General features: G+C 36.9%; 24 protein-coding genes and 1 riboswitch. Of the genes, 20 read left to right on the plus strand and 4 right to left on the minus strand.

Translation table 11 applies throughout. From position 1 onward, the window contains the following. Positions 1 to 142: 142 nt before the first annotated feature. Positions 143 to 1,720, minus strand: coding sequence for a phosphoglycerate dehydrogenase (serA, locus tag ACIQZI_RS05995; protein ID WP_403070519.1), 1,578 nt, complete (start codon positions 1,718 to 1,720; stop codon positions 143 to 145). A gap of 351 nt (positions 1,721 to 2,071) precedes the next feature. Further along, positions 2,072 to 2,202, plus strand: a riboswitch (FMN riboswitch). A 170-nt stretch (positions 2,203 to 2,372) separates the two neighbouring features. Between serA and ACIQZI_RS06000 the strand changes: the two genes are divergently transcribed. Further along, positions 2,373 to 2,954, plus strand: a complete 582-nt coding sequence (locus tag ACIQZI_RS06000; protein WP_403070522.1) for an ECF transporter S component — start codon at positions 2,373 to 2,375, stop codon at positions 2,952 to 2,954. Between the two features lie 152 nt (positions 2,955 to 3,106). Here ACIQZI_RS06000 and ACIQZI_RS06005 read toward each other — a convergent pair whose 3' ends face one another. Further along, entirely contained in the window at positions 3,107 to 3,355 is a 249-nt protein-coding gene (locus tag ACIQZI_RS06005; protein ID WP_062178524.1) for a ferredoxin, read from the minus strand. A gap of 292 nt (positions 3,356 to 3,647) precedes the next feature. Here ACIQZI_RS06005 and ACIQZI_RS06010 point away from each other — a divergent pair, with 292 nt between their 5' ends. The 11 genes from ACIQZI_RS06010 (at position 3,648) to ACIQZI_RS06060 (ending at position 13,706) form a co-directional block, all read left to right on the plus strand. After that, entirely contained in the window at positions 3,648 to 4,718 is a 1,071-nt protein-coding gene (locus tag ACIQZI_RS06010) for a YpbB family protein (protein ID WP_403070525.1), read from the plus strand. Then, entirely contained in the window at positions 4,715 to 6,241 is a 1,527-nt protein-coding gene (locus ACIQZI_RS06015; protein ID WP_403070528.1) for a RecQ family ATP-dependent DNA helicase, read from the plus strand. The genes ACIQZI_RS06010 and ACIQZI_RS06015 overlap by 4 nt, the downstream gene beginning before the upstream one ends. Then, the gene (locus ACIQZI_RS06020; RefSeq protein WP_062178533.1) at positions 6,222 to 6,821 is read left to right on the plus strand and encodes a CPBP family intramembrane glutamic endopeptidase; all 600 of its coding nucleotides are present in this window, start codon (positions 6,222 to 6,224) and stop codon (positions 6,819 to 6,821) included. Before ACIQZI_RS06015 ends, ACIQZI_RS06020 begins: the two co-directional genes overlap by 20 nt. Continuing rightward, complete coding sequence (locus ACIQZI_RS06025; protein ID WP_403070533.1) at positions 6,818 to 7,438, plus strand: LysM peptidoglycan-binding domain-containing protein; 621 nt, start codon at positions 6,818 to 6,820, stop codon at positions 7,436 to 7,438. The genes ACIQZI_RS06020 and ACIQZI_RS06025 overlap by 4 nt, the downstream gene beginning before the upstream one ends. 68 nt (positions 7,439 to 7,506) lie before the next feature. Continuing rightward, entirely contained in the window at positions 7,507 to 7,965 is a 459-nt protein-coding gene (locus tag ACIQZI_RS06030) for a YpbF family protein (protein ID WP_062178540.1), read from the plus strand. A 388-nt stretch (positions 7,966 to 8,353) separates the two neighbouring features. Continuing rightward, on the plus strand, positions 8,354 to 9,094 hold the full coding sequence (locus ACIQZI_RS06035) for a metallophosphoesterase (protein WP_403070536.1): 741 nt from the start codon (positions 8,354 to 8,356) through the stop codon (positions 9,092 to 9,094). Positions 9,095 to 9,276: 182 nt separating this feature from the next. Then, a complete protein-coding gene (locus ACIQZI_RS06040) occupies positions 9,277 to 9,480 on the plus strand; it encodes a hypothetical protein (protein WP_403070539.1) in 204 nt (67 codons plus the stop codon). Between the two features lie 52 nt (positions 9,481 to 9,532). Continuing rightward, the gene (locus ACIQZI_RS06045; RefSeq protein WP_062178546.1) at positions 9,533 to 10,108 is read left to right on the plus strand and encodes an adaptor protein MecA; all 576 of its coding nucleotides are present in this window, start codon (positions 9,533 to 9,535) and stop codon (positions 10,106 to 10,108) included. A gap of 447 nt (positions 10,109 to 10,555) precedes the next feature. Further along, positions 10,556 to 11,833, plus strand: coding sequence for a Glu/Leu/Phe/Val family dehydrogenase (locus ACIQZI_RS06050; protein ID WP_062178549.1), 1,278 nt, complete (start codon positions 10,556 to 10,558; stop codon positions 11,831 to 11,833). Between the two features lie 188 nt (positions 11,834 to 12,021). After that, a complete protein-coding gene (locus ACIQZI_RS06055) occupies positions 12,022 to 12,990 on the plus strand; it encodes a YpdA family putative bacillithiol disulfide reductase (RefSeq protein WP_403070545.1) in 969 nt (322 codons plus the stop codon). A gap of 152 nt (positions 12,991 to 13,142) precedes the next feature. After that, a complete protein-coding gene (locus ACIQZI_RS06060; RefSeq protein WP_403072084.1) occupies positions 13,143 to 13,706 on the plus strand; it encodes an HXXEE domain-containing protein in 564 nt (187 codons plus the stop codon). On the opposite strand, the gene ACIQZI_RS06065 is transcribed toward ACIQZI_RS06060, so the two are convergent. Next, positions 13,656 to 14,627 (minus strand): asparaginase, encoded by a 972-nt coding sequence (locus ACIQZI_RS06065; protein ID WP_062178558.1) that lies wholly within the window; start codon positions 14,625 to 14,627, stop codon positions 13,656 to 13,658. The two genes, ACIQZI_RS06060 and ACIQZI_RS06065, sit on opposite strands and share 51 nt — an antisense overlap. A 112-nt stretch (positions 14,628 to 14,739) precedes the next feature. Here ACIQZI_RS06065 and prsW point away from each other — a divergent pair, with 112 nt between their 5' ends. The 8 genes from prsW (at position 14,740) to rpsA (ending at position 22,106) form a co-directional block, all read left to right on the plus strand. Further along, complete coding sequence (gene prsW / locus ACIQZI_RS06070) at positions 14,740 to 15,405, plus strand: glutamic-type intramembrane protease PrsW (protein WP_062178561.1); 666 nt, start codon at positions 14,740 to 14,742, stop codon at positions 15,403 to 15,405. A gap of 262 nt (positions 15,406 to 15,667) precedes the next feature. After that, positions 15,668 to 16,528: a spore cortex-lytic enzyme gene (gene sleB / locus ACIQZI_RS06075; RefSeq protein ID WP_403072087.1), complete on the plus strand. Its 861-nt coding sequence runs from the start codon at positions 15,668 to 15,670 to the stop codon at positions 16,526 to 16,528. Positions 16,529 to 16,541: 13 nt separating this feature from the next. Next, entirely contained in the window at positions 16,542 to 17,894 is a 1,353-nt protein-coding gene (gene ypeB, locus ACIQZI_RS06080; RefSeq protein WP_403070550.1) for a germination protein YpeB, read from the plus strand. A 245-nt stretch (positions 17,895 to 18,139) separates the two neighbouring features. After that, positions 18,140 to 18,799: a flagellar brake protein gene (locus tag ACIQZI_RS06085; protein WP_403070553.1), complete on the plus strand. Its 660-nt coding sequence runs from the start codon at positions 18,140 to 18,142 to the stop codon at positions 18,797 to 18,799. 143 nt (positions 18,800 to 18,942) lie between these two features. Next, complete coding sequence (locus ACIQZI_RS06090) at positions 18,943 to 19,128, plus strand: YpfB family protein (RefSeq protein WP_403070556.1); 186 nt, start codon at positions 18,943 to 18,945, stop codon at positions 19,126 to 19,128. A gap of 397 nt (positions 19,129 to 19,525) precedes the next feature. Next, positions 19,526 to 20,200 (plus strand): (d)CMP kinase, encoded by a 675-nt coding sequence (gene cmk, locus ACIQZI_RS06095; protein ID WP_403070559.1) that lies wholly within the window; start codon positions 19,526 to 19,528, stop codon positions 20,198 to 20,200. Between the two features lie 2 nt (positions 20,201 to 20,202). Beyond that, positions 20,203 to 20,784, plus strand: coding sequence for a lysophospholipid acyltransferase family protein (locus ACIQZI_RS06100; protein WP_403072090.1), 582 nt, complete (start codon positions 20,203 to 20,205; stop codon positions 20,782 to 20,784). A gap of 185 nt (positions 20,785 to 20,969) precedes the next feature. Then, positions 20,970 to 22,106: a 30S ribosomal protein S1 gene (gene rpsA, locus ACIQZI_RS06105; RefSeq protein WP_403070562.1), complete on the plus strand. Its 1,137-nt coding sequence runs from the start codon at positions 20,970 to 20,972 to the stop codon at positions 22,104 to 22,106. Between the two features lie 150 nt (positions 22,107 to 22,256). Here the strand turns inward: rpsA and ACIQZI_RS06110 are convergent, their stop codons facing one another. Then, positions 22,257 to 22,391 carry a YpzI family protein gene (locus tag ACIQZI_RS06110; RefSeq protein WP_403070565.1) on the minus strand — a complete coding sequence of 45 codons (135 nt, stop codon included), beginning with the start codon at positions 22,389 to 22,391 and terminating at the stop codon, positions 22,257 to 22,259. Positions 22,392 to 22,531: the final 140 nt, after the last annotated feature.

Raw genomic sequence — 22,531 nt, forward strand, 5'->3', positions numbered from 1 at the left:
CAAAAGAGGAAATCCCCAAATGGTCAGACCTCATACTCTATACACCGTTTAATCTGTCATATAAACGATATATAGTAAATGTGGGTTCTGATCATTTTGTTATGGGACAGCCTCTTTGTTCATTAGGCGATATTTAGTTACTTCATTGTAACGTGATTCGATATAAGAATGTAATATCTTCAAGTTGTTTTAGTTTCTCTTGCATGTCATCACTTAATGGATTATCAAAAGAGAGAACCATGATGGCCTCCCCACCAGCTTGTTTACGACCGACTTGCATGGTCGCAATGTTCTCACCATGGTCACCGATTATTTTACCAACACGGCCAATGACCCCGGGGCGATCCATATGCTGGACATACAATAGATTTCCTTCAGGATGGAAATCTATTGTGAAATCATTCAAACGAACGATGCGTGAACCATAGTTTTCCACATATGTTCCACTAATGCCAAGTTGTTTGTTATCTCCCTTGGCTGTAACGGTAATTAAGTTACTATACCCAAACGTATCATGGGAAGTCTTTTCGCCAATTGTCAGACCGCGTTCTTTAGCAATCAAAAGAGCATTGACTTCATTGACGGGCACATCTAATCTGGACTTGAAGAACCCAGATAGCAAACTTTTTGTTAAAATACTTGTATCAAAATCCAAAGCTTCACCTGCATAATTCACCGAGATTTCATGAATTCCTTCAGGCATACATTGACTGATAATCGATCCCATCTGTTTTACTAGTTCATAAAAAGGTTGAACCTTAGCAAACACTTCTTTGGATATTGCCGGAAGGTTAATCGAATTCGTGACAGGTTTGCCAGTAAGGAAGGATAGGACTTCCTGGGCAACTTGAGTTGCTACATTTAATTGGGCTTCTTTGGTCGATGCCCCAAGATGAGGTGTTGCAATAACTGAATCAAGTTCGAGTAATTTATGTCCCAATGGTGGTTCTTCTGCAAAAACATCAATGGCAGCACCAGCGATATGCCTCATGACAATCAATTCGTACAAATCATCTTCATTAATAATGCCGCCTCTAGCACAATTTAATAGATAAACACCTTTTTTGCATGTTAATAAATTTTCTTTATTTATTAGACCTCTTGTTTCTGGTGTAAGAGGGGTATGCACTGTGATAATATCAGCCAAGGTTAATAGTTTTGCCAGCTCAAGCGGAGTAACCCCCATTTTCTTCGCCCGATCCGTCGTTAAGAATGGATCATAGACGAGTACATCCATACCGAAAACTTTTGCACGTTTCGCGATTTCACTGCCGATTCTGCCCATTCCGACAATCCCTAAACTTTTCCCATAAAGCTCTGTACCTGTAAAAGAAGATCGTTTCCATTCCCCATTCTTAAGTGAGGCATGAGCTTGAGGAATATGACGCATTAGAGAAGCCATCATAGCAAAAGTGTGCTCAGCTGTAGATATTGTATTCCCGTCTGGTGCATTGACAACGACGATTCCGCGTTTAGTAGCAGCAGGGACATCGATATTATCGATACCGACTCCAGCACGAGCAATGATTTTAAGATTTGGCATAGACGAAATTAGTTCTTCAGTTACAGTCGTTGCGCTTCTAACGAGGATCGCATCTATTTCATGAAGTTCGTTTTTGGCTTCTTCTACTGTTTTTTCAATTAGCTTTACCATAGGTGCTACTAATAATGGCCCTAGTCCCTCTGGTTTAATTGCGTCCGCAACTAAAATCTGATACAAAACAAAACACCCCCTCTAAAATAATTAACTTAAATTTCAGTTAATTCTACAGGATGGATATACAAGTGTCAATTTTAGAAATTTTCACATGTTAAAAACAAGGAAGATTTCATCATTTAACACTTATTTGATCATAGTGCAAATTTAAATCCTTGCTTTTTTTTTCATTCGATGATAAATTAAAACCAATCAAGATGGTATGGATATTTGGAAATGTATGTGTAATAGATTAGTAGCAGTTCGTTCTCCAACTTAAGAGATAGGTAACAGAGGCTAATCTGGTCGCATATAATATTTCTTGTATTCTACTACTTGAAACACATTTTCGGAAACGGAAAAAAAATCGAATAGGTCTATCTTCGGGGCGGGGCGTAATTCCCCACCGGCGGTGATGAAGGGACACCTTCAAAGCCCGCGAACCTTCGGGTTGATTTGGTGAGAATCCAAAGCCGACAGTATAGTCTGGATGGGAGAAGATGGAGGTTTCTTTCGAAATGTTCAATTTTACTTGAATTGAACGTTTATTTGACGATACCTTTAAAGCTCCCTTTAGTTCTATGAATTAAAGGGTATTTGAATGGTCGCAAATAATTTCGATGGAACCAATCCTCTTTTTCGTGGGGTAGATCACAAAAAAGAAGGAGAGAGATCTATGAAGGTGTACAATGTAAAGAAACTGGTTATTTTGGCAATGTTGGGGAGTATTTCTTATGTGTTAATGGTATTAAATTTTCCATTCCCTGGTTTACCACCGTTTTTAAAGATTGATTTCAGTGATATTCCGGCCATAATAGCTGCGCTGATTTTCGGTCCTATTGCAGGGATTATCGTTGAATTGCTGAAAAATGTATTGGATTTTGTCATGATTGGAAGTCCGACGGGTGTGCCTGTAGGGCATATTGCTAACTTTGTAGCTGGAGTTCTATTTGTTTTGCCAACCTATTACATTTTTAAAGTATTAAATTCAAAACACGGAATGACAATTGCTTTAGTTGCGGGTACGATTATCATGTCTTTATTAATGAGTGTGCTAAATTATTATGTGATTCTTCCAGCGTATACGCTATTTATGAACTGGGATGCCATGTCATCTCAGGAAACAAGACAATTTGTTACGACTGCAATCCTTCCATTCAACATTTTGAAGGGTGGATTGATTACAATCGTATTTACACTGCTTTACATTAGAATGAAAACTTGGATTGATAAACAAGCATTATCTCATAATGCTTGAAGCGAATAGATGATAAGAGGCTGTCACAACAGGGTCTGACCTATTGCGGCAGCCTCTTTTTTATTAACAATATTGATTAATATTTACTTTGAAAAACTCCACCTTACATGTGTAAGGTGGAGTTTTTCAAAGTTGTTCGCTTTTATTTGTGCTTACTCAAATTTAGTAGCGTCTCCATCAAATGATTCATCTGCAATTTTGATGGAATCTGTTGGACAGCCTTCGAAAGCATCCATCATATCATCTAAAAGAACATCAGGAACTTCAACAGTTCCTTCATTATCATCTAGTATTACGAAGGCGATGCCTTCATCATCATAATCATAAATGTCAGGCGCTGCAGCTCCACAAGCACCACAAGCGATGCATGTATCCTTGTCAACGATTGTATATTTAGCCATTACAAAACTCCTCCCGGTAAATCCGCACTTTTCTGCTTTAAAATTGGTTCATGCCCTTGCATACTTCCTTATTGTAAAACTGAATGTAGAAATTTTCAATATAAATGTAATGAAAACACTTTTTGTATCGGGTTTTGTCAAACGAAACGATATGAATTTGTGACAAATTTAATGTTGATATTAAAAAAACGGCCAGTTTTTTAAAATCAATCAGGTTTCATAACCAATAGACTTCAATGTTTTGGTACAATGATAGAAGGTAGAGATTATAACAAGGTTGTGAATGTAAAAAATGCAAAATTACTTTGAAATGATCGTCCTATATTGTATTCGTATATTTAATGGAGAACGCTCTGTTTATGCTATTTTACATATGCTAAAGGGGAAAAAATCGTCTCAAACGATTCAAGATATTCATCTGTTTGGACTGACGAATCTGTTAGGTACATTACCTGATATTTCGAGAAGACAGCTTGAAATAACTGTAGATAATCTGCTTCAATCAGGGCTACTTATCACTTTACCTCAAAATGGCTATTATCTGGTAACCTCGAACGGTCAAGAACTACTGCAACAGCATCTGAAAAAGTATCCATTCCCAGAAACGTTGAATGGATTCAGATTTCAAAATCGTACCCAATCGTATTGGAGCAGATTAAGCCTCTTGATTCAAACTATATCACATATTATTCACAAGCAAAATCGTTTCTATCCGATTCAAAGGGATCTCCAAACACAAACATGGGTCAAACGGTATTTAGCCCAAAATCGGCAAAGTAGAGTGGAAATTGGGCGTCATTTATTTGACGAATTATCTACACTTCTGGAAAAAAGACCGGAAAAGGAACGAGACGTTTTTGTAAAAAGATTAACAGGTATTCATCGTATAGGAAGAACTTATTCGCAAATCGCCAAAGAATTACATGATGACGAGTGGTATATGCGGTACTTATTTCTCGGAACGATTCATTTTATGTTACAGCAAATAGATGACTCATCAGTGCAGTATCCTTATTTATACAGCATTATTAAAGATGTTCAAGGCAATTCGCACACTCAGTTAACTAACTCGACGCAAAGGACTTTAAAGTATTTATATGATGGGAAATCGTTAGAGGAGATTGCCTTTATTCGAAGATTAAAGCAAAGTACAATTGAAGATCATATTGTGGAGCTCGCCTACTCTGATCCACGGTTTAATATTTCGCGCTTTATGTCTCCAAAAATTGAAGAAGCAATAAGGATAGCTGCTAAAACGAGTCGAACGAAACAATTACGTGCTGTTAAAGAAATCGTGGCCAATGATGAAATCAGTTATTTTCAAATCCGCCTTGTCCTGGCAAAAGCAGGTGATGATAAATGAATATAGAAGAAATTTTAGTCAAACAATTCGGTTATAATATGTTTCGTCCAGGTCAAAAAGAAGTCATCGAATCTCTACTTGAGGGCAATCATACTTTGGCAATGTTACCGACTGGTTCTGGGAAATCATTATGCTATCAGCTTCCAGCCTATGTATTAAATAAAGCAGTTATAATTGTATCACCTTTACTGTCTCTTATGCAGGACCAAGCGGAGCAGCTAAAAATGCGAGGCGAAAAAAGTGTAATTACACTGAATTCATTTTTGACATCGGTTCAAAAAAGGGAAGCGATTGAGCGTTTAGACTCGTATCGCTTTATTTACTTATCGCCAGAAATGCTTGCCATTCCTCGTATTATCGAACGATTGCAGAAACTTGAAATTGGATTGTTCGTTATTGATGAAGCGCATTGTATTTCACAATGGGGGTATGATTTCAGAACGGATTACTTGAACTTAGGAAATATAAGGAGTAAATTGAACAATCCTCTTACGTTGGCATTGACGGCAACTGCTACAAAAACGGTTCAAGCAGATATTAAAGAGAAGCTGAAACTCAAAAAAACAAAGGAAGTCATTACTTCTGTGGATCGCAGTAATATTGCTTATATTGTTGAGGAGCTCTCTTCGTATGCTGAAAAGCTTGCAAGGCTCAAGGAATTAGTAAACAGCTTTGATGGATCGGGGATTATTTATTTTTCAAGTAAGAAAGCGGCAGAATTTGTTACGAACTTTTTACAAGAAAATGGTGTTAAGGATATTGATTATTACCACGGAGGGATGGAACAAGAGCAAAGGATGCTGATTCAACAGCAGTTTCTTCATGGACAATTACGTATCATTTGTGCGACTTCTGCATTTGGTATGGGTGTGAATAAAAATAATGTAAGAGTCGTTATTCATTTTCATTTGCCAGGAGGGATGGAAGCTTATTTACAGGAAATAGGCAGAGCAGGCCGTGACGGGAAGCAAAGTGCAGCCATTCTATTGTATTGTGACGGTGATGAAGGTTTACCACTCCATCTAGCAGAGCAGCAGTTGCCTACACTTTATCAAATTGAAGAGACTTGTGCATCTCTTCATAAACTTGAAGTAGGTATTTGGAATATTGAACCAAGGCAAGAAATAGAATTAAGAGAAATGCATGCATTGACAGATGTGCAGTGGAGATGGATTACGCATTTTGTAAAAGAATTTGAACGTGAAGATCCGTTTATGATAACTAAGAAGTTAAAGAAAATTGCTAATGAGAGAAGGTTTGAAAATCAAAACAAACTTGAGCGTTTCTTTCGTTGGGTTTCCGTTTCTGGCTGCAGACGGGTAAATATTCTGTCTTACTTTGATGTGGCTATGACAGAAAAAAATCAAACTTGCTGTGACCGTTGCAAAGTGGTGACAGATGAGCTTTTAGCATCCTTACCACATGATGACCTAATAGTTAAAGAGTTGAAAAAAACATGGAAGCAGGAATTGGCTGCCATTTTGATAGGAGAAGCAAAAACCAATGAAGAACAAACAAGCTGAGCTCATTGGACGGCTTTCCAATCAAGAGCTACATAAGCAATTATTTTTAACACAGATTCTACTTTTGGTTATTTCTGCTATACTTGGGTTCATTCTATTTGATTACTTTTCATCATTCACGAAAATTTTTCGAATGGAATGGAAAATAATTTATATTGGAGTTAGTGCAGGAATCACTGTTGTTTTGCTAGATTTAGTGATGATGAAACTCTTGCCAGAAGCGTATCACAATGATGGAGGAATCAATGAAAGAATCTTTACGAGTTTGTCCTATCCGATGATTGCCGTGGTCGCATTATCGGTTGCAATAAGTGAGGAAGTTCTGTTCAGAGGCGTGTTACAAACCCATATTGGATTAATATGGACAAGTGTTCTCTTTGCCCTTGTTCATTATCGCTATTTGTTTCATCCATTTTTATTCGTCAATATTATTTTATTAAGCTTTTTTATTGGTTTCATTTTTGAAATGACAGGTAATTTATATGTGACGATTAGTATGCATTTCACGATTGATTTCATTTTAGGGCTAATAATTAAGATGACAAAAGGAAAGAACCTTGATAGAAAGAGGGAAGAATGATGCATCCCGATAATACACCAAACGAGTTTCAAGAAAATAATGTAAGAAAGAACGCGAAACCTTTACCAACCAGGAGCGAACTTCGAGCGAAAAAGAAAAAAAAGCGGAAGAATAGGTTTCCGTTAATTAAGATATTAGCTGCTTTCTTTATTGCTATGCCTATTGCGATATATTTTTTATTACCATACTTAGAAAAAGAAAAGCCAATTTCATTAACTCCACAAAAGAAAACAAGTGGATTTGAAACAGTAGAAGTTACAAAGCGCATAAACGATGTAGAATCAAACGAAACGATAGATTCAGAGCAAGAAAAAACGAATGATAAGGAAGCAGTCCCTGGTGTTTCTAACCTACCTGAAGAAATTGAACAACCTGTGGAGAAACCTTCGGTATCTGTATCAGAAAGGAAAGAGAAGAAAGACAAAAAACAGGACGCAAAAGATGGGTACCAAATTGTTTATCATACCGTTTCGCCAAATGAAAGTTTGTTTATTATTGCAACGAACTATTATAAATCTGCTGCTGGTATCGAACAGATTAAAGAATGGAATCATTTAAAGGGAGATGAAATACAGGTAGGTCAAGTTTTAAAAATCCCTTTAAAGGAAAATGAATAAGAGTTTTCAGTCATAGTTTTGGGACATGCACATATAGTGATGGTGTAGACGCATTGGAGGGGAAGTAAATGGAGTCAGCCATCCTATTATTGGACGATAATACTGATCAGGCGACGAAACAAATGTTGCAGCATGTAGTAGAGCGAAAAAGAAAATTTGAGGCATTGAAAAAAAAGCATACCATGACGATGTGGGCAACAATTATTTCCGCAGGTTCATTGTTTGCCTACCTATACACTGCTATAATTATTCCCTATTCTTATTCTTTTTTCACAATGTTTTCTGCGTTTGTTGATCAGTTTACGCATATGCTATTTTTACTAATGACAGTGGGCTTGTACGGTTACATGGGTATCATGAAGAAAAAGGCTGATAAAGCAGAGCTGGAATACCATACAATGAGAAAAGAAATCATTCATAAAAGCAAAGAGCTGTGGAAACCTGAGATGAAATGGGAAAATCGGCACAAGGTGTTTGAAATGATGAAGAAAAATTATGATATAAATCTGTATCATGAAAGTAAATAGAGCTATAATAAACGTGCTTTCCAACATAACATGTAAATTGTTTCATCAGGGGCATGACTCTTTGACTTTGGGTCAGCCTATTTTTGTATGAAGGACATGGGGACTTAGTCTTCGCGACTTATTCATATAGCCAATCTACTTAGCAAGTATACTTATGTAATCAAGAAAGCGTCCGAAATTCCGGCTCCGCACCGCCGCCATTGTGATGAGGTGAGTGTAGCTGTGTAATGATTGATCCTTCATGGAAAATGGTGGCGTTCTATCCCATACAATTTTTATTTAAAATCAAATGGTAAGTGATGAGAAGGAAGGCTGTCAATAGATGATTCAAAACGGAATAATTATAGGTCTCGCCATAATTATAGTCCTGATAGGGTATATGTGGCGAATGGCATTTTTAAATAGAATTTTAGTACAATCCTTGAACTTTGAAGATTTCTCGGAATCAGCACATCCTATTTCTTTATTTTTTATATCTGACATACATAGGCGAAAGGTGTCACCTAAGCTAATCGATTATGTCCGTAATAAAGCGGATATCGTCATCATTGGTGGTGATTTAAGAGAAGGAGGAGTTCCGTGGAATCGGGTGACTGCGAATATTAAAAAACTAAAAGAAATAGGCCCCGTCTATTTCGTATGGGGAAATAATGATTATGAACAAAATGAGCAAGAATTATTGAATATACTCGAGAGGCAAAAGGTGACAGTCCTTAATAATAAATCGACGAGGCTTACAGTATCAGAAAATCAAAAGATTACGTTAATTGGTATTGAGGATATAAGTGAAAAAAAGGCGAGGTATGATTTAGCTCGTAAAGATGCTGTAGCGACTGATTTTAGAATTTTAATTAGCCACAACCCACTTATTGTCAATAAGGTGAAAAGAAGCCATAATATTCATCTTGTTTTATCTGGTCATACTCATGGCGGACAAATTAGGATTTTTGGAATCGGACCATATGAGCATGGAGGAATAACTAAAACTGAAAAATCGCTTTTTTTAACGAGTAATGGGTATGGAACAAGTACGATACCATTACGGCTGGGGGCAAAGCCAGAGACCCATTTACTGACGCTTCAAAATGGAAAGGATACGGAATATAAATCAAAAATCATTGAACTGTAGCTTGGACAAATGTCAATTTACGAGTTTTTATTCTTTGATTTACCTTGTTTTAAGTGTTGATTGAAAGGATTTAATGCCACTCTATTAGTGCGTGTTCAAAAAGGGGGATGAAAGAGCCGAGAAGTTCGAGGAGCTCATCTCGAGAGGACTGAGCGATTTGAACAGGAGGTCATTAATGAACTTTGAAGCAATTCGTAAGCTTTTTAACCGGACTTTTTGAACAACCTCTATTAGAAAATGTTAAACCAGATTTAGTATTGTCTGAACATTTAACAGACATTTTTAAGTTGGTGGAAAAAGTGAAACACACAAACCCTGATATAATTGTCGGAATCGAAGATGAGAAGGAAGGATTAATTAGAAGCGAAAATGGATATGCACCGTGATTAATCGTTTTCATATGATGTATGAAAATGGTTATTCAGGGGGCATTCTTTTATGAAGCTTGAGCGACTGACGAATAACAAGATTAAAATATTTTTAACGTTCGATGACTTGTTTGATCGAGGGATAACCATAGAAGATATTAAGGCTAATTCACTCAAGATTCACAAACTTTTTCAGGAAATGGTGGAAGAAGCATGTGAGGAAATGAACTTTAAAATGAGCGGATCAATTGCGGTTGAGATTTTTTCCTTACAGGCACAAGGGTTAATTATTGTTGTGTCTAAGAACGAGGAAGATATGTTGACTGATGAAGATGAATACCTGGATTTAGATGTTCGGATTGGTGAACATCCTTATATACTTTATACGTTTGCAGATATTGAAGCAGTTATTCAACTCGCGCATTGTGTAAAACAAATGAATGTTTGCATAACCCTTTATGAATTTGAGAGTCAATATTATTTTCTGATTGAAAAGGTGCCGGAAGAGTCGTATGATACGATCATTTCGCTTTCTGCTGAATATGGGTATGCGTCTACGTTGACTATATCTAGATTAAAGGAGTATGGAAATTGTATTATACCTGAAAACGCTCATCTAATACTTACGAAGTATTTTTCCAAATAATTATGTTATGGAAAGGTAAAGAGCAATGGCAAGAAAAACAACGTTCAATTGCTCTTTCCTACTTTGTAAATCCAAGGTCTAACTGTCTTATTACGTAGGATAGAGTAAGATAAATGATGCCGCTTTCAGCAAGTTTGTGATTATTCGACTTTTTCCAATTTTAATGCTTTGCAGAAATGATACAAAGGTGTATACTTTTGAATGAAGGACATGAGGACAGGGCTTCGCGACTTACTCATATAGCTAATCCATTTAACGGTATACTTATATTTATTAACGAGAAAGCATTCGATATTCCGGCTTTGCACCGCCACCATTGTGATTTTAGCGAGTGTAGCGTGCTTAATGATCTATCCTTCATTGTAACTAGTGGCGTTTTAAAGCCATTTTACGTTTTGTATGAAAGATGACTCAAAGTAATTACTGAAGATTCTAGGAGGTATACAGATGGTAGCCGAGAAAGGTACTGACCATACTAACCAAGAACAAGAATATGATGTGCTGAAGTCTACTCAGACTGTAATACATAAAGCATTGGACAAGCTTGGTTATCCTGAGGAAGTTTATGAGCTGCTTAAAGAACCATTGCGTTTGTTAACAGTGAAGATTCCAGTAAGAATGGATGATGGTTCAGTAAAAATATTCACTGGATATCGTGCTCAACATAATGATGCGGTAGGTCCTACTAAGGGTGGAATTCGTTTTCATCCAGATGTGACTGAAAAAGAAGTGAAGGCATTATCTATTTGGATGAGCTTAAAATGTGGAATTGTTGATTTACCATATGGAGGAGGAAAAGGCGGAATCGTTTGTGATCCTCGTAATATGTCGTTTCGTGAACTAGAAAGATTAAGCCGCGGTTATGTGCGTGCGATTAGTCAAATCGTTGGACCAACGAAGGATATCCCTGCTCCTGATGTATTTACCAACTCACAAATCATGGCTTGGATGATGGATGAATATAGCCGAATGGATGAATTCAACTCCCCTGGTTTCATTACGGGTAAACCGCTTGTTTTAGGTGGTTCACACGGTCGTGATTCAGCTACGGCGAAAGGGGTTACAATTGTTATTCATGAAGCGGCTAAGAAAAAAGGCATCGATGTAAAAGGTGCACGCGTCGTTGTTCAAGGATTCGGTAACGCTGGAAGCTATCTTGCGAAATTTATGCATGATGCAGGTGCGAAGGTCGTAGGGATATCTGATGCTTATGGTGCCCTTTATGAGCCGGATGGACTGGATATTGATTATTTACTTGATCGCCGTGATAGTTTTGGAACGGTTACCAAGTTATTTAAGAATACGATTACAAATAAAGAGTTGTTAGAACTTGAATGTGATATTCTTGTGCCAGCAGCTATTGAAAACCAAATAACAGAAGATAATGCTCACAATATACAGGCGAAGATTGTTGTCGAGGCAGCTAATGGTCCAACAACGATGGAAGCTACACAAATCTTAACTGACCGCGGCATCTTACTTGTACCAGACGTACTTGCTTCATCCGGTGGAGTTACCGTTTCTTATTTTGAATGGGTTCAGAATAACCAAGGATACTACTGGGGTGAAGAAGAAGTAGAAGAGAAGCTAGAAAAAATCTTGATTAAAGCGTTCAATAATATTTATGACACTGCACAAACAAGACGTGTTGATATGCGCTTGGCTGCCTATATGGTAGGGGTAAGAAAAATGGCAGAGGCCTCACGTTTCCGCGGTTGGATTTAAGTCTTAAGCTTAATTAATTGATGAAAGTGACAAAATCTCCTATTCTTAATGAAAAGGAGATTTTTTTTTGAAAAGTTTCTTGAAATATAAGGAATCGCATCTGCAAACAGGCACAATGCGCCATCGGTTCAAGATCAAAAGCCGATAAGAGGACGACTTGTGCTTTGATACAAGAAAGAGGGTAAAACATGATTCAAGAAGAAGTGATTATTATTGGCGGGGGACCATGTGGCCTCGCTGCAGCCATTGCTTTAGAGAATGAAGGAATTCAGGCACTTGTTATTGAAAAAGGCAATATTGTGAATTCTATCTATCACTACCCCACTCATCAGACGTTTTTTAGCACGAGTGAAAAACTTGAGATTGGCGATGTTGCTTTTATTACAGAAAATAGAAAACCAGTCCGGAATCAGGCGCTAGCCTATTATCGAGAAGTAGTGAAGAGAAAACAATTACGAATATCATCATTTGAAAATGTAACCAATGTTGAAAAAGAAGAGAATGGTACCTTTGTCGTTATTACTTCTAAAGCAACCTATTCGGCGAAAGCCATTATTGTCGCAACTGGTTATTATGACCACCCGAATTATCTAAATATTCCAGGTGAAAATCTTCCGCATGTATCGCATTATTTTAAGGAAGGTCACCCATTCTTTGATAAAGATGTAACAGTGATTGGTGGAAAAAATTCAAGTATTGATGCTGCGTTGGAGCTCGTAAAGGCCGGTTCAAGGGTTACTGTTCTTTATCGAGGTATAGAATATTCTCCAAGCATTAAACCGTGGATATTACCAGAGTTCGAATCACTAGTTAAAAATGGGACAATCACAATGGAATTTGGTGCCCATATTGATGAAATCACAGAAAACCAAGTAATCTATCATACGGCTGAGCGTGTCGAAGCAGTTAAAAGTGATTATGTGTTTGCTATGACAGGCTATCATCCGGATTATTCCTTTTTAGAAAGAATGGGGATTCACATTCAAGAAGAGAATGGCAGACCAATATTTAACCATGAGACAATGGAAACGAATGTATCTGGAATATACATTGCTGGGGTTATTGCTGCTGGAAATAATGCGAATGAAATCTTTATTGAAAATGGTCGTTTCCATGGTGGAATGATTGCTACACATATTGCTTCTAAAATTCTCTAATTCGCATATGCCAATCTAAATAGAGTGCTAAACCAAAATTCGATTGAGCACTCTATTTAGATATTCCATACATACGTAAATATATTCTAGATTCATTTGGGGTGATTTTAGATAAAGTCCCAAGTAGCAAATTTGCGAAATTAAATCGATTAATGTTGCTATGTCTGCTCTTTTATTTCATTCACGATTTGGAAGAAATTTTGACTGTAGAGACATTCCTTTTTAATCATTCCGATACGAATTCTTTCCGTCTAACAACAAGGCAGTTTACATTTGCCTTTTTACTATTATGGATCATATCAGTAATTGGATGCTATCAAGCTTTAAAGAAGAAAGTATTCTTAGGGATGGAGCCTCTTACTTTCTTTTCAATTTTAGTACCAGGTCTCTTTTTAGCCAACGGTGTAAGTCACTTCAATCAATTCATTATTATAAAAAACTATGTTCCAGGTATCATTACATCGATACTTGTCATCTATCCATATTCTTTTTTTTACTCTTACATACTTGTTCAAAGAGAAATTAATAACGATGAAAAAATTTATGTGGTTTCTATGTTTAGTTTTTATTTTACAAATTCCTTTTGCACTTTTATCCCTTTGGTTTTCCGAATTATTGTTTTAATCTATGGTTATTTTACTTTGAAACGAGTCATCCATTTAAATTTACAGAGAAAACATTCGCTGGATTTCTATTTGAGATTCCGTGTTATGTAGGGCAATCAATAATTTGATCCGTGCTTTCTGACCGTTGAGACCGTTTGAGAAAATGATCCCCATATCCTTCAACTGCTTCCCACCTCCGTTATATCCATACACATCTTGTACGATTCCATTAAAGCAGCGGGAGACGATCACAACAGGAATATTTGCCGCTAATAGGGCCTCGATTCCTTTCATCGTTTCGGGAGGCATATTACCTTGGCCTAGAGCTTCAATGACTAAACCATCAATATTCATCTCCTTTAATGCATAAAATAAGGTAGAGTCCATTCCAGCGTGTGCTTTAAGCAAGGTTACTCGTTTTGAAACGGTTTCCATCGGATACTTTTCTTGATGCTCAGGATGATGATGGAAAAAAACAGCACGCTTGGTCACGATCCCTATTGGACCGTATTGTGGACTTTGAAAAGTGGAAACATTGCTAGTATGCGTTTTGGTAGCGTTAGCGGCTGTATGAATTTCATCATTTAAGACGATGAGGACGCCTTTTCCAACCGCTTGATCACAGATTGCAACCTTAATGGATGAAATGAAGTTGTATAATCCATCAGAGCCGATTTCATTGCTTGAGCGCATAGCACCTGTGACAACGATAGGGATATTCGTCTGTATCGTCAAGTCCAGAAAATAGGCTGTTTCTTCAAGAGTGTCTGTACCGTGGGTGATCACAACTCCGTCGATTGGCGCATCTTGGATTGATTCCTCTATTAGCTTCTTAATTGAAAGCATTTCGGTAGCAGTGATATGTGGCGAAGGCAAGTTAAAAGGCTCTTTGATGATTAAATTCGCCATATCATGAATCGTCTCAGACGTTATTTTAATTGGGTTTTCATTGGCTAATTTTACGGCGCCAGCCGAATCCTCCATCATAGAAATCGTCCCACCTGTATGAATAATTAACACATTTTTTTTCATAATTCGTCACCTCCAGGTTCATTAAAAAAGCCAATCACAGAAATTAAGCTGTCATTTTCTTTTTCCTCATTCCATGATACGATTAAATAAAAGATAAGAAAAGGGGTCAGCCATGCTGGTCATTTTAACTGCAGGCATTGCACCTGGTTTAGCATTGCTGAGTTACTTTTATTTGAAAGATCAATATGACTCTGAACCGGTTTCAGCCGTGTTTAAGACGTTTTTATATGGCGTTTCTCTAGTGCTTCCGATTATGTTTCTCCAATACGTGATGCAAACGGAAAATGTCTTTACATCCCAATTTGGCGAAGCATTTCTAAAAGCTGCACTGCTGGAGGAATTCATGAAGTGGTTTTTTCTTCTGTATATTATTTATCCGTTCGCTGTATTTGATGAACCGTACGATGGAATTGTTTATGGTGTTTCTGTTTCACTAGGGTTTGCGACGATGGAGAATATTTTATATTTAATTGCGAATGGAGTTGAACATGCATTAGGAAGAGCGATACTTCCTGTGTCTAGTCATGCATTATTCGGTGTAATCATGGGGTACTATTTGGGTAAAGCCAAATTCTCCAACACACATAAAAAACTATTCTTGTTCTTATCTCTAGGAATATCGGTGTTTCTTCATGGATTGTATGACTTCATTCTCTTAATAGATCGATTTTGGGTTTATTTGATTTTGCCATTTATGATTTTTCTTTGGTGGTTAGCTTTGAAAAAAGTAAAAACTGCACGACGTCTATCTCAATTTCATGATTCAACAAGTTTTTAAATAATAGTGTGTGTTCAAAAGGAGGATAAAAAGAGCCGAGAAATTCGAAAGCTATTTTTACCGGACTTTTTGAACAACCTCTAATAGGCAATCCTAATATCGATTTTTCAGCTCAAATCATTTAAAAGAGAGTAAAGAGGGAGACCATTTGGTTTTCCTCTTTTTGCTATTAAGGTTTTTTCTACTTATCTTGGAATAAAAACGGCCCTTAAGAAGAAAATAGGTATACATTACATCATAAGAAAAAGAGGGTGTGTAGTTGATGAAAGGAATTTCGTCAAAATGGAAAGGGGTAATAGCGACAGTTTTAGCTGTTTGTTGCTTAGCATTTTCTGACTATGATGCTTCGGCCTTTACGAGCCAAGTTATCCAAAAAGGTGCGGTCGGAGACGATGTCATTGAGCTTCAAGCTCGATTGCAAAATATCGGCTATTATCATGGGAAAATCGACGGGGTATATGGGTGGGGAACGTATTGGGCTTTGCGAAATTTCCAACAAAGCTTTGGGCTACCTATTGATGGTTTAGCTGGTTTTACAACGAAAAAAAAGCTTGCAGATGCATCGAATTTTAATGCGAAATTTGTCCATGAACAAATTCAAAAAGGCAACGAGTTTACGTATTATGGTGGCGTAGATATTGAAAAGCAAATTAAACCGAATACAAATAAGAAGAATACGAACACGGTGGGGAAAACGAATACTAGTACGAAACAAGCTACCAAAAGCAATCAAAAAACGAATACTGCTTCGAATCTTCCAGCTGGATATTCACAGAATGATATCCAATTAATAGCGAATGCAGTGTACGGTGAATCTAGAGGTGAACCTTATATAGGGCAGGTTGCAGTTGCTGCTGTAATCTTAAATCGTCTGGATAGTCCTTCGTTTCCAAATACAATATCCGGGGTTATTTTTGAACCTGGAGCGTTTACGGCTGTAGCGGATGGCCAAATTTGGTTGACTCCCAATGAAAGAGCAAAAGAAGCAGTTATTGACGCAATCAATGGTTGGGACCCAAGTGGAAATGCTGAGTATTACTTTAACCCACAAACAGCAACAAGTAAATGGATTTGGACAAGACCCCAAATTAAACAAATCGGCAAACATATTTTCTGTCATTGAGAGGTGAAACGAATTGATTAGAAACGTAGTGATTGGTGTATTAGTATTAGCTGTAGCAGGTACTGGATTTTGGGGCTACCAAGAACATAAGGAAAAAAACGCAATCTTGATTAATGCTGAAAATACGTATCAACGTGCATTTCATGATTTATCGTATCAGGTAGATATTTTGCAAGATAAGATTGGTAATACATTAGCAATGAATTCACGGACATCTCTTAGTCCTGCCCTTACAGATGTTTGGAGAATCACATCTGAAGCACAAAATGATGTAGGTCAACTTCCATTGACATTACTTCCATTTAATAAAACCGAAGAGTTCTTGTCAGATATCGGTGATTTTAGCTATCGAACTGCTGTTAGAGATTTGGAAAAAGAACCGCTTAATGATAAGGAATACACTAGACTTGAAACACTTTACGGCCAAGCTGGAGAAATTCAAAAGGAACTAAGAAAGGTTCAACATCTTGTTATTAAGAATAATCTTCGTTGGATGGACGTTGAAATGGCTTTAGCGTCAGGGAAAGAGAATACGGACAACACGATTATTGATGGTTTCGAAACGGTTGAAAAAACAGTGTCGGGTTACTCTGAATCCCAAACAGGAGATCCCACTTATACGAGTAATAAGCAAGAAAATAAAAACTATCAAAACTTAAAAGGTGAGATTATTTCGAAAAAAGAGGCGGTTCAAAAGGCGAAAAAATATGCAAAAATGAAAGAGCCGATCGAGGTAAGAGTTGAAGAAAATGGAAAAGGTGCGAAATATGAATTCTATAGTATAAGTCTCCTTGAAACAGGTACTAATACCGAAGTAGATATGGATATAACTAAAAAAGGCGGATATCCAGTCTGGTATATTAACAACCGTGATATTCAGAACAGTAAATTGGATTTAAATAAAGCGAGTCAAAAAGCGGTTCAATTTCTAAAAGAAAATGATTTTGAATCACTGGATTTGTTTGAAAGTGCTCAATATGATCATGTAGGATTATTTAATTTCGTTACTTTACAGGATGGTATAAGAATCTATCCTGATTCAGTGAAAATTAAGATTGCACTTGATGATGGATCAGTGCTTGGTTTTTCAGCTGATGACTTCTTTCAATCACATAAAAAACGTGATATTCCCAAAGCCGCACTATCTGTTGAAGAAGCAAAAACAAAAATTAATCAGAAAGTAACCATTATGGAGGAAAGAAAAGCGTTAATAGTCAATGATCTTGATCAAGAAGTGCTTTGTTATGAATTTTTAGGAACCATTAATCAAGATACGTATCGGATTTTTATCAATGCTAATTCGGGCAGAGAAGAAAAAGTGGAAAAATTGAAAAATTCTGAGCCGGTGTATGAAAATCTATTGTAAGAAACGAATTTAGCATTATGACGTGATATTTTGTATGGGGAATGATCTAAATAACTCGTATACGATAGAGGAGTCTCCCTCACATTTTGGTTCATACAAACACATGGATCGTTTTTGTAGCATATTATTCATATAAAAAAAGGAAGAGTACGTATGTGCTTTTCCTTTTTTTGTTTTCATGTAATAATAATGGAAATAGAGAAAGAAAGCCTCATGTTGAACAAGTTATTATAGGGAAGTGTGAAATGATGATTAATATCGGGGACGCTATATTAATAAAGTCAAGGTTTTCTATGACTGAAGAAGTGTATAAAGCAATGGTAGTAGAGATAGAGGATGGCGGTTTATTTATTGATTATCCGGTGAATGTTGAGACCGGGAAGATTGCGTTTTTGCCAGATGGTATGCAATTGGAGATTACAATTACTGATTCAGATCAAGCTGTTCATATTTTTGAATCTGAGGTGCTAGGTAGGATTAGAGTAAGAATTCCAATGATTCAATTATTATTACCTCCGGAGAATACTTTCATTCGAATTCAGAGACGACAATATGTAAGACTGGAGGTCTCAGTGGATGCAGCTGTCCATCCACAAAAAAATGAATTTTTACCTTTTAAAACCATTACGGAAGATATAAGTGCCGGTGGAGTAGCGATAAGGCTACCGAAAAATGTAGATATAAAAGAAGCTACCAACGTAAAATTATGGCTCGTTTTGCCCTTGAAGTCAGGAGAAATTCATTATCTAAGCATGAAGGGAAGAATCACTCGCTTAAATGATGAACAGAAAGGAAAAAATATCCTTTCGATTCAATTTATTGATGCAACGGATACCGATACTAAATTATTCATGCGTTTTATTTTTGAAAAACAACTGGAGTTAAAGAAGCGGGGAATTATCTAAAAATGTTAGACTTCTCATGCTAAACATATGGTTTAGTTAACAAGTATTATATATCATTATTTCGTAAAGAAATTGAATGAATAACATATCATTACTCCATACTGTTAGAAAGGCTTGATCGCGGATGGAGGATTTGAACAATTTTGAAAACAGTAGAACGATTTATTATTAAATTGATTTGGATTCAATTGATTTTCTTACTTGCCTGTCAACTTTTTTTGAATCGTGAAGACACTTTTGTTCAATTTAAAAAACTTGCTCGGTATGAAGGGGTCAATAGCAATAATTATACGAAAGTCATTGAAACGTTTGATGATTTGCAAGACTAAAAGAAAGCGGGTTTTTTCGCTTTTTTTTTGTTGAAGTAACCTTAGAGTGCGTGTTTAAAAAGAGCCGAGAAGTTCGAGGAGCGCATCTCGAGAGACCTGCATGTATGCAACAATACGCGAGGACCAGAGAGACAGAGCTTTGATGCAATTCGCAAGCTTTTTTACCGGGCTTTTGAACATCCTCTTAGAGGTTTAAAAAGCTCATTTAGTTTTTTATGTATGGCACCGCTATTATACATGAATGAGCTAAAAACGTTTGAACAACCTCTTAATAGTATGTTACCTAAGAAGATGAATTCTTATTTGTTAGGCAAAAGTATTTCTGTTTCCTTAAGTGAATGTGATAAAATAAAGAGGATAAGATATTATAGCGTTAGATAGGATTTTAGGAGGATTTATGATAAAAAAAATATCTGTTGCCATCGATGGACCTGCAGCAGCGGGGAAGAGTACCGTGGCAAAAATAGTGGCAGAAAATTTTAAGTACATTTATGTGGATACGGGTGCAATGTACCGTGCATTAACATATAAAGCTTTTAGTGAACGAATCAATCCGACAGAAGAACAAGAACTTTTTTCTTTGCTGACACAAACGAAAATCGAATTAATGCCAAGTGAACATGGACAACTTGTGTTTCTTGATGGTGAAAATGTCACAGCACAAATAAGGAATAACGAAGTGACAGCTGCTGTCTCTGAAGTATCTAAACATCGTTCGATTCGAGAAGAAATGGTCACAAGACAGCAACAGCTAGCAAAAGGCGGCGGTGTTGTCATGGATGGACGGGATATCGGCACACATGTCCTTCCAGATGCGGAAGTAAAAGTGTTCTTAATTGCTTCAGTAGAAGAGCGTGCAAACCGTAGATACCAGGAAAATTCACAAAAAGGATTTTCAGCAGATATAGAGAAATTAAAAGAAGAGATTGCTTTACGTGATAAGCTGGACTCGGAACGAGAAGTATCACCATTAAGAAAGGCGAAAGATGCCTTAGAACTAGATACTACCTCCATGTCGATCGAACAGGTAGCAAAGAAAATTATTTCGCTCATAGAAGAAAGGATAAGATGAATTTGAATTTTTACACATTTGCAAAAAACGTTGTAAAAATTGTTCTATTGCCATTCTATAGGGCTAAAGCGATAGGAAAGGAAAATATCCCGGGAGGGGGTGGCGTACTAATCTGTACCAACCATATTAACAACCTAGATCCACCGATGGTTGGAATTGCAACGAAAAGAGACATTCACTTTATGGCTAAAGAAGAATTGTTTCAGATTCCTATTTTGAAGGGCGTATTACCTAAAGTTCATGCATTTCCAGTAAAACGTGGATTGAGTGACAGGGAAGCACTACGAAAAGGACTAGCGATACTTAAAGATGGGCAAGTATTAGGGCTTTTTCCAGAAGGAACACGAAGTAAGGATGGTCAATTAGGTGAGGGATTAGCGGGAGCAGGATTTTTCGCTCTCCGATCAAAAGCAACAGTTCTTCCATGTGCAATTATTGGTCCATATAAAATGTTTAGACCTGTAAAAATTGTCTTTGGAAAACCGATGGATTTTGAAAAATTGCGCGAAGAGAAGGTTTCAGCAGATGTCGCAACGAGGGCTATCATGAATGAAATTCAAACTTTGATTAATGAGCATAAATAATTCATCTTGCTTGACAATTTATCGTTTTTATTAGAGTTTATATAAATAGGGGATTAATTCCGAATTATGAATTAATATAAAATCTTTATTTACTCTTAGACAGGCAAGCTAACATATTCTTAGATCAGGAAAAAGCCTGGAATAGAAATTCTGCAGTGCAGTCATGGGTTAAGGAGGAGTTCGTAATGACAGAAGACATGAACCAAATTGAAGTAAACAATTACGTAGTGGGAGACAAGGTGAATGCAACGGTTTCCAAGGTAGAGGAAAAACAAGTCATTGTAGCTGTGGAAAACGTGAAAGCCGATGGCATTATCCCCATAAGTGAATTATCAAGCTTACACATCGAAAAAGCATCTGACGCAGTAGCACAAGGCGATATACTTGAACTTGAAGTAATCAAGGTAGAGGAAGAAGCTCTTATTCTATCAAAAAGAAAAATAGATGCTTTAAAGGCTTGGGATCAACTTGAACGGATGTTCGAGACTCAGGAAGTATTTGAAGCGGAAGTTCGGGACGTCGTGAAAGGCGGTCTTGTCGTTGATTTGGGAGTAAGAGGATTTGTTCCTGCCTCTCTAGTTGAAGACTATTTTGTAGAAGATTTCTCAGATTATAAAAACAAATCATTAACATTTAAAATCGTTGAGCTTGACAAAGAGAAAAATCGTTTAATTCTATCACATCGAGCGGTCGTTCAAGATGAAAAGAAAAAACACAAAACAAATATTCTTGATAAAATCGAAAGCGGACAAGTGATTGAAGGAATCGTTCAAAGACTGACAGATTTCGGAGCATTCGTAGATATCGGCGGTGTAGACGGTCTTGTTCATATCTCGCAGCTGTCTCATGATCATGTTGAAAAAGCAGCTGATATCGTCTCAGAAGGTGATCAAGTAAAAGTGAAAGTTCTTTCCATTGATCGTGATAATGAAAGAATCTCTTTATCCATTAAAGAAACACTACCTGGACCTTGGGAAGGTATTGCAAAAAAAGCTGCAAAAGGATCGGTGCTAGAAGGGACAGTTAAGCGTCTCGTTTCATTTGGAGCGTTTGTTGAAATTTTCCCTGGAGTAGAGGGTCTCGTGCATATTTCGCAAATCTCGCATAAGCACATTGGCACGCCTCACGAAGTTTTGCAGGAAGGCCAACCTGTTACGGTGAAGGTGCTTGAGGTGAATGAAGAGGATCAACGTTTGTCCTTAAGCGTTAAAGATTTGCAGGAGCAAGACTCTTCACATTATGGGGAATATGAATTGCCTGAAGAGTCAAAAGGGTTTCAATTAGGTGAAATTCTTGGGGATGCATTTAAAAAATTAAAATAAAGATAAGCCTGTCATATTATGAATGAGTCAGACCCCAGACCTACTATATTCGTTTATACGATATAATAAACGGTGTATAGAGTGTGAGGTCGGACTCATTTTTTAGAAAAGATTCGTTATTTTACCAAAAAGGTAATTTCTAATTATATTTTACTGTTTATTTCTTCTTCTCGCCTCTTCAGGTCCTTCCATCTTCGTTGCACCAGAATATTTAAGAGACTGATCACGGTCTGACTCCACTCTATGGCTCATCTTTAATTTTTTCTCTTGTCGATCTTTTCCCATAATTAACACCTCCTTCTTTTAACCTAACTAAAGGTCCCTTTATTTATTCACAGAATCCGTATGAATTATGAAAAACGAGTGATGCCAAGGTTTAACCTCTGATTAAAGCAGGCATACTGTTTTATAAGAGGTTGTTCAAA

The organism is Peribacillus sp. NPDC096379 (genome assembly GCF_044762875.1).
Taxonomy (GTDB): domain Bacteria; phylum Bacillota; class Bacilli; order Bacillales; family DSM-1321; genus Peribacillus.